Here is a 12241-nt window from a genome sequence, read left to right as displayed (position 1 = left end):
CCACAGCTCTCCTCAGCGCCTCGGAACTCCGCATTCCAGATCTCCCGGTCTTGTAGACCGCCCACTCCGTTTCGACTCCGTCAGAATGTCGCGTGCTCAAACAGCCCTCGGCGCCTGCAAGGCAGGTACCCTCAGAGAGCTGTGGAAAAAGGCGCCGCCCTCGCGATCTCGCCGTTGGCCGGCACATCGGATCGCTTGGCATTCCCGGAATCGGGCGAAAATACTATTTAGGGCAGGCGCAGTATTTTGTGGAGCTGGACGCCCAGCCGGATGTTGGGCAGGCCGGCTTTGGCCGCCTGCTCCAATAATCCAAGTGTCTTGACCAAGCTGCGGCGGGTGTTGGATTCGAGCTGGAGCCGGAGCGGGACGGCGGCTGGGAACGCGGTCCGGACCCGCCGCACGGCTGCTTCGGTCAATTCGTCCGAGACGACGAGCTTCACTTCGGAAGCTTTCTTCAAATAGAAGGGACGGACGGCATATCCCGGCGGCTTGGGCGAGACCGTCAGCCAATCGACCTTGACCCGGCGATCGATCCGCCCGTTGGTTTCGACTTGGATTTGAACGCCCTCGGCTTTCAACCTGCGGATGAGCGGTCCGACATCCTGCCGCAGGGGCTCGCCGCCCGTGAGGCAGACCCACGAAGCGCCGGACCGGCCGCGGAGCCGCAGGACCTCGGCCGCAACGGCTTCGATCGAGGCGCTTCTCCCGCCGGCCCAGGCCCAGCGGGTATCGCAAAAGGAGCAGCGCAGGTTGCACCCGGCCAGCCGCACGAAGATCGTCGGCTCACCCTGACGGGCGCCCTCGCCCTGGAGGGAGGCGAAGATCTCAGCGATCTTCAGTGTAAGTGGCCGAGGCATCCTCGGACTCCCAGACGGTCACCGCCTTGACGGCGAAGAAGGGCTTGAGGTCCTGGAAGAACCGCCGGGCCAGGTTCTCGGCCGATGGGTTGAAGTCGTAGACCTCGTTGAGAAGCTTGTGGTCCGGCAGGACCGCGGCCAGCTTCTCCTTGATCAGGACGAAGTCGATGCCCAGCCCCGTGGCGTCGAGCTCGGCGGCTTCGATCCGGACCTCGACCTGAAAGGTGTGGCCGTGGATTTTCTCGCACTTGCCGTGGTATTCGCGAAGGTAATGGGCGGCCGAGAAGCGGTCGCGGACGTTGAGAATCCAGCTCATCGAATCCCTCCCCGGCTGCCCCGCAGCCTGACGATCAGCGGGTCTTCCAACCCCGCCTCGCGGAAAGCCCGGGCCCGCAGCCGGCAGGCCGAGCACGTCCCGCACGGGGCCTCGCCGCCGCGGTAGCACGACACCGAGCGCGAATAGTCGGCCCCCAGGCCGAGCCCGATCCGGACGATCTCGGCCTTGGTCTTATGGATGAACGGGGCTGTGATCCGGATCCGCGGGCCTCCGAAAGCGGCCTTGGTGCCGAGGTTGACGGCGCGTTCCATGGCCCGGACGAAAGCCGGCCGGGTGTCGGGATAGTCGGGCGAGTCGATGATGTTGAACCCGGTCACGATCTCATGCGCTCCGTTTTTTTCGGCCCAGGCCGCGGCGAGGGCTAGGAAGATCCCGTTTCTGAACGGGACATAGGTCGACGGGGGACCGGAGGCCGAATGGGCGAATCGCTTCACGGACGGGATGGGAATGGCGGAGTCGGTAAGGGCCGAGCCGCCGATCCGGGCCAAGTCGACCTTGAGGGCCGTCAGCGGGACACCCGACCGGCGAGCGGTCTGGCGGGCCATCTTGATCTCGACCCGATGCCGCTGGCCGTAATCGAAGGTCAAGGCGTGCACCGAGCGCCGCTTGGCCAAGGCCCAGGCCAAAGCCGTCGTGGAGTCGAGCCCGCCGGAGAGCAGCACCGCTGTTTCGATCATGGCGCCTGCATAATAGTGCAAAATTTCGTTCTTTTCCAATCCGAACTAGAGAAATCGATCGTTTTTAGAAAGGGATATTGATCGGGGCGAAGGGTATGGGGGGAAAAACCCACGGGCTTTGCAGCCCTAAGCTTCAGCTTAGGGTCGGCGAGGAAGCGGGGACTGCCTTGGAGGGGGAACCATTGGCGGGTTCCCCCTCCAACGCCAAGGGCTGCCTCCCCCTTAAGGTTGTCTTTTCCAATGACTTTCCGATTCCCTTGTTTTGGTCAGGGGCCGGGAGCGACTGAGCCGGCGGAGCGAACGCGCTCGCTGGGCGCGTGAGCGTGTTTTGCCCCCCGTACCCTGAGCCTTTCTTGACATAAATGGGGGGGCGATGCTACGCTACGCGCTTGACGATTAGGATCATCGCGCGCATAAGACATGGACGCTTCAAGTCGAACCGACCCTGACGCGCCCTCGGCCTTTGTCCACGCCGACGACATCCCCCTTGACGCCCGCCCGGGCCTCCGAACGATGACGCTGCGCGACGATCGGCTGGATTTCGCCGGCTTCGGCGACGAGGCTTCCTCGTGCCGCCGTCGGCGGGCCCGCCTCCGCCTCATCGATCAGGGCCGCTTCGGGGGCTCCGAGCTGGAATGGCTGGCCGAGGCTGGGATTGAAATCCATACCTCGGACCGAATCGGCCGCAAGGCGGCCGAGATCATTCTCATCCGGTGCGCCGCCGAGCGGGGCAACGCCTTCACGGCGCTCTTTCAGCACGGACCGATCGACGGGCCCGGGCTCGAGACTCTGCGCGAGCTCGGCCGCAGCGGCGTCGACATCCACACGTCCAACGCCGCGGCGCCTCACGACATCGACGCCCTGTCCGAGCTGGCTTGGGATTGCGGCTCCGGCCGTGCCTACTTCGCCTACCAGCATCATGGACCGCTCGACTCCGGCCTCGAGACGCTGGCCGACCGGGGCGCCTGGATCCACTTGACGAACGCAAGCCTGGCCGCGCCCGATGACGTCGCGCTCGTTGCCGCTTGCTCTTCGGCGGCGCGTTCGCGCGGCGCCAAGATCATCCTCCACATCGAGACCCCTCCCGATCCGGCTTGGCTGGCGGATCTCGTCGCCGCCGGCGTCTTTCTTCTCTTTAAAACGCCGGCCTCGGATTATCGGTCGCCTCTGCGGCCGTATGAAAGGGCCGCGGCCCGCCGCCGCCTCGCCCCCCGCTCTTATTACCTGTTTCCCGACTACGTCCTTTGACATGTCGGGTTTCCGGACAGATCTACCGTTGGGGGGTTGGCGGAAGAGCTAACCCAACAAATTGTGTCTATTTTCGTAAATAGTATTGACATTTTATAGAATAGGTCTATATATAAGCATGAACTACGATAGGAATGTTCGAAGCGAAAGATTATAGACGTCGATGAACGAGCGAAAGGGACTCTTTTTCGTGCGGGAGCGGCGCCCGGTCAAATTCCGATGAAGATTGCGCTGCTCTTCAGCTCGAAAGCAGGTATGGCCGCCACGGTGAACCGTCGTCCCGACGACTCCGTCTGCGAAGACGACGAACCTCCACTCGACCATCTAGCCGAGTGCGATTCCGACGAAACCATCCAAGCCGTGGTTTCCGCCTTGCGCGCGCGGCACGACGTCGCCATGATTGAGGCCGACGAGGAGGCCTATCTCCGGCTGCGCGAGCTGCGCCCGGATATGGTCTTCAACATCGCCGAGCGGCTCTACGGCCCCAACCGCGAAGCCCACATCCCGGTCGTCTGCGAGATTCTGGGCTTGCCCTACACGGGGTCCGATCCGCTGACGCTCAGCCTGTGCCTGGACAAGTCGCGAGCTAAAGAGATTCTCTCCTACTACGGCATCCCCAACGCCCGCTTCTGGACGATCGAGCCGGGGCAGGCCGTCCCCTCGGACATCGCGCTGCCGGCCATCGTCAAGCCGCTCTTCGAAGGTTCGAGCAAGGGCATCAAGGACCGCAACGTCGTCCGGACCCGGGCCGAGCTCGAGGCCCTTGCGGCCGAAGTGACCGGCATCTATAAGCAGCCGGTCATCGTCGAACAGTTCCTGACCGGGCGCGAGTTCACCGTCGGCGTTTTGGGAACCTATCCGCGCGCCGAAATCCTGCCGATCGTGGAGATCGATTACCGCGACCTGCCGGCCGGGGCCAATCCGATCTATTCCTACGAAGCCAAGTGGATCTGGGACACGCCCGACAAGCCGCTGGACATCTTCAGCTGCCCGGCCGATATTCCCGCCGCCCTCAAGGCCCGCATCGAAGAAGTGATCACCGCGACCTGCCGCATCCTGCGGATCAAGGACTGGTGCCGGATCGACGTCCGCCTCGACGAGGCCGGCGTGCCGAACATCATCGAGGTCAACCCCCTGCCCGGCATCCTGCCCAACCCCGAAGAGAACTCCTGCCTGCCCAAGGCGGCCCGGACCGCCGGCTATGCCTACAATGACCTGATCCTCCGCGTCGTCGAAGAAGCCAAGGCCCGCTACGGGATGTGCTGACATGTCGGCCATGAAAGACAAGCGCATTCTGGTGGGCATCGCCTACAACGGCTACGACCCGCTGACGGGCCGCAAGGTCGACCGCCCCTCGGAGGAGTCCGTCGAGCAGACGGCCAAGGAAGTCCTGACGGCCGTCACCGAGCTGGGCTATTCGGCCTTCATCATCAGCCTGCAGAAGAGCTTCATGAACTTCCTGCAGCGGCTCAAGACGCTCAACGCCGACGTGGTCATCAACCTGTGCGAGGCCTTCCTCGGCCATCCCCAGCTCGAGGCCAACGTGGCGGCGGCCTTCGAGCTGCTCGGAGTGTCCTACACCGGCAACGACTCGCGCACCCTGGCCCTCTGCCTGAACAAGTTCAAGACCAAGGCCGTGCTCAAGTCGAGCAGCCTGCCGACGGCGCAGGCGGTGCTGATCGACGCGATCGACCAGAAGATCGACCTGCCCTTCCCGCTGATCGTCAAGCCCAACACCGAGGACGCCAGCCTGGGCATCCACCCCGACTCCGTGGTCCGGGACGAAGAGTCGCTGCGCAAGCAAGTGGCCCGGATCCTGGAGCTCTTCGAAGAGCCGGTGCTCGTCGAACAGTTCATCGAAGGCCGCGAATTCAATGTCGCCGTGATGGACGTCGACAAGCCGGAGGCCCTGCCCGTATCGGAGATCGATTTCACCGGCCTGCCCGAGGGCCAGCCGCCGATCTGCAGCTACGAGGCCAAGTGGCACACCGAGGACATCCTCTACCAGGCCACCCCGCCCGTCTGCCCGGCCGCCATCGACGAGGCTTTGAAGACGAAGCTCCAGGAAATGGCCGTCAAAGCCTTTCTGGCCTGCGAATGCCGGGACTACGCCCGGGTCGACTTCCGGGTCGACAAGAAGGGCCGGCCTTATGTCCTGGAGGTCAATCCCAACCCCGACATCAGCCTCAACGCGGGCTACGCCCGCGGGCTGGCCGCGGCCGGGATCGACTATAAGACTTTCTGGCGGAACATGATCGAGAAGGCCAAGGCCCGCAAGAGGATGTCATGATCCGCGCGGATTCGAATTTTTCTAAGATCGCCCGCATCCCCGGCGATTGCCGGTCGGGGGATGACCGGGTGATCGATCGCAAGCCGATTGGGTAAGGAGTCGGAGAATGGACGATTGGCGTCAGATTCAACGCAACAGCTTAAGGACGCCGGGCGAGATCGCGACCGCGTTCGACCTGGACATCGATGAGGTCCGCAAGATCGGCCGCCAGTTCAAGACTCTGATCACCCCGTATTACGCGGGGCTGATCAAGACCAAGGGCGATCCCCTCTACCGTCAGGTCGTCCCCGATCCGGCCGAACTGGCCGCCCACTCGGGGGTCGCCGACCCGCTGGCCGAGGATCACGATTCGCCCGTTCCCAGCATCGTCCACCGCTATCCCGACCGCTGCCTCTTCCTGGTCTCCCACAGCTGCGCCGCGTACTGCCGGTTCTGCACCCGCAAGCGCAAGGTCGGCGACGCATCCAAAATCAGCCCCCGCAACATCGAGAACGGGCTGGCCTACATCCGGGCTCACGACGAGATCCGCGACGTCATCGTCTCGGGCGGCGACCCGTTCATGTTGAGCGATTCGCGCCTGGAATGGATCCTGACCCAATTGCGGGCCATCCCCCATCTGGAAATCCTGCGCATCGGGACCCGCGTACCCTGCTTCCTGCCGCAGAGGGTGACCCCCAAGCTTGCGGCCATGCTGCGCAAGTTCCACCCGCTCTTCGTCAATGTCCACTTCAACCACCCCGACGAGCTGACGCCCGAGGCCAACCAGGCCCTGGGCCTGCTGGCCGACGCCGGCATCCCGCTGGGCTGCCAGACCGTCCTGCTCAAGGGCGTCAACGATGATCCGCTGGTCATGCGCCGGCTGATGCAGAAGCTGCTCATCGCCCGCGTCCGGCCGTACTACATCTACCAGACCGACTACGTCAGCGGGACCGAGCACCTGCGGACGACAGTGGAGAAGGGGCTCGAGATCATGGAAGCCCTGCGCGGCTGGACCTCCGGCCTGGGCGTGCCCTACTACTGTATCGACGCGCCCGGAGGCGGCGGCAAGATCCCCGTCCTGCCCAAGTACGTCCAGACGATCAGCGACGAGAAAGTGGTCATGCGGAACTTCGAGGGCGAGATCTTCACCTATCCGCAGCCGGCCAAGCCCCACTCCGAGCCCGAGAAGCGGGCTCCCAAGCGGGAGCGACGGCCTTCGATCAGCCCTTGCCAGGTTGGGCCTATCGTCCCGCCCATCGGCTGAGAATAAATATTCGGTTCTTTTCCGTTTTCGCGCGAGAATATCCTTGTTTGCGGGATTCCCGGTTTTCCTGTCGGTTCGGCCGGGGGATGGAATGATCGTGGATGACTTGCATTTCACCCAAATAGAACGACTTCCGTTAAATGCGGAAGGTTTGCCTTGCGTTCAATCGTGGCACGTATATTGCAGATATTATCCATAGTGAGAGCGCTAGCCCCGGACCCTGGAATATGAAAACCGCCATTGCCGTCCTGATTATTGTCGCCGTCATGGCTACGGTCCCGGCTTGGGGGCTTCAGGCGAACGCCGCGGCTCGAATCCTCGAAACCCCGCTCCCGGCCACCGTCCGCTCGCCGCTGGTCCTCCTCGATCTCTTCCCCGATCCTGCCCCCAAGCCCCGTACCAATGACGCGAGCCTTCGTCCCGACCAGTTATTGCGAGATCCGGGGCACCGCTATCTTTATCGCGGCCCGAAAGGCTCGGCGGTCGGCAACACCATGTTCGACGTCTCGTTGGCGGCCTGGGTCGGCCTCAGCCTGGCCGATTACCTGACGACGACCGCAGCCCTCAAATACCCTTCCCTGGCCGAAAGCAACCCGGTCTTTAAGCTGTTCGTCAACAGCCCCTTGGCCTTCGCCGCCGCGAAGATCGGGCTTACCGCCTTTTCTTATTGGGGGATCAAGCGCCTCTATAAACAAAACAAAGTTCTGGCCTGGATCCTGTCCACGGCCGCCAACTTTACGGTTTCCTTTGTCATAAACAACAACGCCCGGCTGATCAAAGAGGCCAAGGGCAGATGAGTGCCTTGGCGGGAAAAAAATTCGATCGCCGGCAGTGAAGCTTAAAACGAGCCGGCGTCGGAAAAGAATTGCTCTTGTTTCCGAGGCTGGTCAGCCGCGCGGGGAACCCGGCGCTTCGGCCGGCAACGGGGTCGATGCTTCGGCCAGGTACTTGGCTAATCCCATCTTTTTATAGAGCGCCAGAGCCTCCTCGTTAGTAAGGGCAGTCTTCCGGCGCAGGGATTCTAAAATCCGGATGATCGAGACCGGCACCTCCGCCGCCTGGCCGACTTCCTGCGGCTTGTCCTTAAAGAAGGCCACGGCGTCGAAGAGCACGGCGTTGGCCTCGCCGTAGGCGACGGGCTTGCGGGCGCCGAAGGTCTTGACCCAGCCCGGGCCGGCCAGGACGTCGTTGACGTGCGATTGGACAAGATAAGTGGCCCGGCCGATGAGCTTGAGGTTGGACGGGCTGACGCTGGTCATGGTGTTGCCCACGACCTTGCCCAGCTTGGCCATGACGGCCGTGGAGTGGGCGTTGAGGAGCATCTTGAGGGCCGTCTGGGCTCGGACGCCAAATGGATCATCGGAAGAATCGACGGTCAGCCGGATGGTGACGACGGATTGCTTCTTGGGATCGGGCTTGAGGAATGAAAGATCGGCCGCCGATACCGTCGTGGTTCCGGCCGCCGTCTGGACCAGGATGAGCCCCAGATCGCCGCCGTTGGCCAAGCCGAGCTGGAGGAAGCGGCGGGATGCCGAGTTAGGATTGAGTAGAGCGGCCGGCTCGGGGTCCACGAGCGCCAAGACGGCCAGGTCGCCGTGCTTGGGCGCCCGGCGGGCGGCGTTCGTCCCGGCGAATGAAAAATCGTAAAGGCCGGCCTGATCGTCGCCCGCCTTGGCCAGGCTGGCCAGGGCTTTATCCCGCAGGAACTCGTCCTCGATCTGCTGCTCGAACGGGACCTTATAAAGATCCGGCTTGAGGCCGCGGAAGGGGCGACCGAGGAAGGCCTTCCAGGCGGCTATAGCGTCGGGGGCGTCCGTCCAGACTTGGATCCAGCACTTGCGCTGGGCCTCGCGGACGGTGTCCAGCGGGTAGAGCCGGAAGGTGGGACTGCGTTCGGTGCTGTCGATGAAGACCGTGATCAAGCCTTTTTCGGCGAAATAGGTGGAGAAGCGGCCCTTCTCGTAGGTCGCCGCTTCCAGATCGGTCAGGCGGGCGATGGCCGGGGCCCGCTTCAGAAGCTCGGCTTGGATGGCCGCAAAGGCGCGCAAACGGGCAGCCAGGGTCGTCTCCTGGCGGAATCCGAGCCCCTCCATCTCCCGCTTGGACAGGAGCGGCCGCAGGAGCTTCTCGACCGCGGTCTCCAGGACCGAAGCGATGACGAAAGTCTCGATCGTCGTAGCTTGCATTCGGGTCGAGCCCGTGATGGCCTGCGGCCCGGTCGCCAGATTGATCTTGGTGATGCCGGGCTCCTCCAAAACCTTGCGGCTCCGTTCGAACGGGCGGAGCTTATCGTCAGGATTGTTGTAGACGAAATAGAGCCGCTTGCGGGCCGCCTCCGGCGTGTAGGCCGGGCCGGCTTTGGCCTGATCCAGGGCGCCCAGGACGGCGCCGATCACGGAGGAGGTCTCGCCGCCTTCGGTCACGGCGATGACGACGTCGTTCGGCAGGATCCCGCGGTCTTTCAATTGGAGGCGGCCGATGAGCTGGAGATCCTCGAAGCCTTCGAGCGAGCTGATCAGGGCCCGATCGGCCCCGGTCATCTCGCCGATCAGGGCTTCCTCGACGGCCGGGTCGAGACGGCTTCGGACCTTGGTCCAGAGGCTCGGCTCGGCCTTCAGCCGGCGCCAGAACGGCCGCCAGAAGCTGCTTTCCATCTGCTTGGCCAGGCGTCCCGTGGCCCCGCAGCCGTAGACGAAGATCTTGCGCCGCTCGGCCAAGGCCTTGCCGACCTCGGCCGCCAACTGGTCCAGGGCCTGTGGCTGGGCGGCCAGGGCCTCGAGTCGGGCCGTGACGTCGGCGTCCACCGACAGGAGCATGCGCAGCCCGGCCGCCGTGTCGGTGCGGATCTTCTCGCTGAGGGTCCAGGTCTTGGGGTGGCGCTGTTCGGTTAACAGAGTATGGAGCTGAAACTGGGTCTTGTTGACGACATAGTCGATCGACTCGGGCGAGGCGGCCAGGCCGAGAAAGCGCAAGAGCGGGCCGTCAGCGGGCGCCGGCGCGGGGATTTCCTGAGCGGGACCGGCCGCGGCGAAAAAGGCCAGCCCGGCGCCGACGAAACACGCCAGCGCTGCCCGGCGAACGCGGTGTTTCGTCCGGCTCGATCGATCATCCGTACTGGTGGGTGTCATCGAGGATGTCTCCTTCGCGCCAGGCGGTGGCCCAATCTTCGACCCGGAAGACGAGGAACCGGCCGTCGGCCGTGGAGCAGACGACCCGGTCGAGACCGGCGTTGATGATCATCTTCTTGCAGATATAGCAGGGGAAGGCATTGACCGGGGCTCCGCCGTCGGCTTCGCTGCCGAAGATGTACATGTCGCCGCCGAGGAGACTGACGCCCGCCCGGGCGGCGTTGATGATGGCGTTCTGCTCGGCGTGGACCGAGCGGCAGAGCTCGTAGCGCTGGCCGTGCGGGATGGCCAGCTTGTCGCGCAGGCAGAAGCCGTGCTCCAGGCTGTCCTTGGTCTTGCGCGGCGCCCCGACATAGCCGGTCGAGACGATCTGGTCGTCGCGGACGATGAGCGCGCCGAGCGAGCGGCGGAAGCAGGTGCTGCGGCGGGCGACCTCGCGGGCGATGCCCAGGTAGTACTCTCCCTTGCTAATGCGTTGCGGGGTCATAAGGCCTCCTTCAGGCGTCGCTTCAGATCCTCGATGGTGCCGTCGTTCATGATCCGGATGTCGGCCAGGGCGATGCAGGCGTCGAGCTGCTGGGCGGCCGGGTCCGAGCCCCGCTCCTCGTCTTCCTTGCGGAGGAAGGCCTCGAGGTCGAGCGCCGACTCGTCCCGGCCCCGCCGGCCGACCCGCTCGAAGCGGACGGCCGCGGGTGCGTCGAAGGCCAGCAGGATGAATCCTTCCTCCCGGCGCAGGACGGCCACTTCCGAAGGGTTGCGGATGCTGTCGATGACCGTCGGCCCCGTCGCCAGGAGGAGGACCCGGCGGGCCAGGACGTCGGGCCCGAAGGCGCGGCGCAGGGCGTTGCCGCGGGCGATCATCGCGTCGCGGGTCTCGGCGACGCCGTCCCGGCGGAGCTCCTGCCGGATGACGTCGGAGAGCGAGAGGTAGGCGTAGCCGCGCGAGCGGAGCCAGGCGGCGGCCTCGCCCTTGCCGGAGCCGTTGGTTCCGGTCAAGCCGATCAGGCGATGGTTCCGAATCATCGGCGCTCCCGCGACAAGACACCCTGGGCCTTGGCGTTCACGGGGCGGGCCTCAGCCGGCCGGGGCGGTGTCGCTCTTGCGGGACTTGCGGTCCTTGCGCTCCCGCCCGAACAGGAAAGCGACGGCGATGCTGATGATGTAGAGCAGCAGCATGGGCACGGCCAGGATCGTCTGGTTGACCATGTCGGGCGAGGGGGTGATGACGGCGGCGATGACGAAGACCGCCAGCACCGCGTACTTGAAGTTCTTGACCATCCACTTCGAGGTCACGAGGCCCATGCGGGCCAGGAAGAAGATCAGGGTGGGCATCTCGAAGACGAGGCCCACGCCGACCAGCATCTTGACGGTCAAGCCGAAAAATTCTTCGACCGTGATGACGGCCTTGAAGTCGGCTCCCATATCCAGGAAAAAGCGGCAGGCGAAGGGATAGGCGATGTAATAAGAGAAGGCCGCCCCGCCCAGGAAGAAGATCGAGGTGAAGAGAACGAAGGGGAAGACGTATTTCTTCTCCTTCTGGTACAAGCCGGGGGCGACGAACTTCCAGATCTGATAGAAGATGAACGGCGAGACGGCGAACAGGGCGGTGATGAACGAGACCTTGATGTAGAGCATGAAAGGCTCGGTCAGCTTGAGGAAGGCCATCGATTGGCCTTCGGGCAGGAACTGGGTCAGGGGACGGGCCAGGAACCGGTAGATTTCTTTGCTGAAGGCATAGGCCGGCAGAACGGCGACGAAGATCGAGATGAAAGAGAGAAACAGCCGCTTGCGGAGATCCTCGAGATGTTCGAGGAAGGTCATCTCGTCAGGTGATTTTTTTGCCTTCCTCATCCGTCGTCACGTCCTTGATGTCCTGGATGTCCTTCTGGATGTCCGCCTGGATGCTCTTGAAATCGTCGGCCCGGATCTGCTCCTCGAATCGATCCTTGATCTCCTCGGTCGATTTCTTGAACTCGCGAATCGCTTTGCCGACCGAGCGCCCGATCTCGGGGAGCTTTTTGGGGCCGAATACGAGCAGAGCGACGACCATGATGATCATCATCTCGGGCATACCGATGTTACCGAACATGTTTTTTCGCGCTCTCGGGGAGCCCGATGATGATAGTGCTTTGCGTCCCCCCGGTCAAGCCGAGGGATCGGCCCGCGTCTCTGGGCCGATCCCTCGGGGCCGCGTGATTCGAGGCCATCCGGACGGATGGTTATTTGACGATCTTGCCCAGGGGGTCGATCTCCACCCCGAGATTCTTGCCCTTGAGTTCGAGGGTAAGCTCGAACGACTTGATGCCGGCCTTAGTCAGGGTTTCAGCCTTGAGCACCTTGGCCCCGGCAAAGTCCTTGGCTAGGGTCTGCTTGACGGGCGCGGGTAGATTCTCGGGGGCGGTCGACTCTTCGATCTCGACGACCTTGCCGTCGGCCAAGTAGAGGAGGTCGCGGTTGAGCT

14 protein-coding genes are annotated in these 12241 nt (G+C 63.8%); 5 read left to right on the top strand and 9 right to left on the bottom strand.

From position 1 onward, the window contains the following. Positions 1–227 precede the first annotated feature (227 nt). From NTZ26_04520 to queC, 3 genes are read right to left on the bottom strand one after another with little or no spacing between them, the layout of a single operon-like run. The gene (locus NTZ26_04520; protein MCX6559758.1) at positions 228–857 is read right to left on the bottom strand and encodes a 7-carboxy-7-deazaguanine synthase QueE; all 630 of its coding nucleotides are present in this window, start codon (positions 855–857) and stop codon (positions 228–230) included. Further along, complete coding sequence (locus tag NTZ26_04515) at positions 826–1173, bottom strand: 6-carboxytetrahydropterin synthase (GenBank protein MCX6559757.1); 348 nt, start codon at positions 1171–1173, stop codon at positions 826–828. Before NTZ26_04515 ends, NTZ26_04520 begins: the two co-directional genes overlap by 32 nt. Next, positions 1170–1871 (bottom strand): 7-cyano-7-deazaguanine synthase QueC, encoded by a 702-nt coding sequence (gene queC / locus NTZ26_04510; GenBank protein MCX6559756.1) that lies wholly within the window; start codon positions 1869–1871, stop codon positions 1170–1172. Before queC ends, NTZ26_04515 begins: the two co-directional genes overlap by 4 nt. Before the next feature lie 420 nt (positions 1872–2291). On the opposite strand from queC, the gene NTZ26_04505 reads away from it, so the two are divergent. The 5 genes from NTZ26_04505 to NTZ26_04485 all read left to right on the top strand — a co-directional run bounded on the left by NTZ26_04505 (position 2292) and on the right by NTZ26_04485 (position 7449). Then, entirely contained in the window at positions 2292–3119 is an 828-nt protein-coding gene (locus NTZ26_04505) for a hypothetical protein (protein ID MCX6559755.1), read from the top strand. Between the two features lie 219 nt (positions 3120–3338). Next, positions 3339–4385, top strand: a complete 1047-nt coding sequence (locus NTZ26_04500; GenBank protein MCX6559754.1) for a D-alanine--D-alanine ligase — start codon at positions 3339–3341, stop codon at positions 4383–4385. A gap of 1 nt (position 4386) precedes the next feature. Then, on the top strand, positions 4387–5409 hold the full coding sequence (locus NTZ26_04495; GenBank protein ID MCX6559753.1) for an ATP-grasp domain-containing protein: 1023 nt from the start codon (positions 4387–4389) through the stop codon (positions 5407–5409). A gap of 106 nt (positions 5410–5515) precedes the next feature. After that, a complete protein-coding gene (locus NTZ26_04490; GenBank protein ID MCX6559752.1) occupies positions 5516–6652 on the top strand; it encodes a KamA family radical SAM protein in 1137 nt (378 codons plus the stop codon). Positions 6653–6879: 227 nt separating this feature from the next. After that, complete coding sequence (locus NTZ26_04485; protein MCX6559751.1) at positions 6880–7449, top strand: DUF5658 family protein; 570 nt, start codon at positions 6880–6882, stop codon at positions 7447–7449. Between the two features lie 90 nt (positions 7450–7539). Here the strand turns inward: NTZ26_04485 and NTZ26_04480 are convergent, their stop codons facing one another. The 6 genes from NTZ26_04480 to NTZ26_04455 form a co-directional block, all read right to left on the bottom strand. Then, complete coding sequence (locus NTZ26_04480; GenBank protein ID MCX6559750.1) at positions 7540–9780, bottom strand: hypothetical protein; 2241 nt, start codon at positions 9778–9780, stop codon at positions 7540–7542. Continuing rightward, positions 9758–10267 carry a dCMP deaminase family protein gene (locus NTZ26_04475; protein ID MCX6559749.1) on the bottom strand — a complete coding sequence of 170 codons (510 nt, stop codon included), beginning with the start codon at positions 10265–10267 and terminating at the stop codon, positions 9758–9760. Before NTZ26_04475 ends, NTZ26_04480 begins: the two co-directional genes overlap by 23 nt. Beyond that, positions 10264–10803, bottom strand: coding sequence for an AAA family ATPase (locus NTZ26_04470; protein ID MCX6559748.1), 540 nt, complete (start codon positions 10801–10803; stop codon positions 10264–10266). Before NTZ26_04470 ends, NTZ26_04475 begins: the two co-directional genes overlap by 4 nt. A 51-nt stretch (positions 10804–10854) precedes the next feature. Further along, positions 10855–11601 (bottom strand): twin-arginine translocase subunit TatC, encoded by a 747-nt coding sequence (tatC, locus tag NTZ26_04465; GenBank protein MCX6559747.1) that lies wholly within the window; start codon positions 11599–11601, stop codon positions 10855–10857. Between the two features lie 4 nt (positions 11602–11605). After that, complete coding sequence (locus NTZ26_04460) at positions 11606–11869, bottom strand: TatA/E family twin arginine-targeting protein translocase (protein ID MCX6559746.1); 264 nt, start codon at positions 11867–11869, stop codon at positions 11606–11608. Between the two features lie 130 nt (positions 11870–11999). Further along, positions 12000–12241, bottom strand: a 242-nt coding sequence (locus tag NTZ26_04455; GenBank protein ID MCX6559745.1) for a hypothetical protein, incomplete at its 5' end; no start/stop codon positions are given.

The sequence above is a fragment of the Candidatus Aminicenantes bacterium genome, from assembly GCA_026393855.1.
Taxonomy (GTDB): Bacteria; Acidobacteriota; Aminicenantia; order Aminicenantales; family UBA4085; genus UBA4085.
Note: the sequence above shows the minus strand (reverse complement) of the source record. Positions and strands in the feature narration are given on the sequence as shown.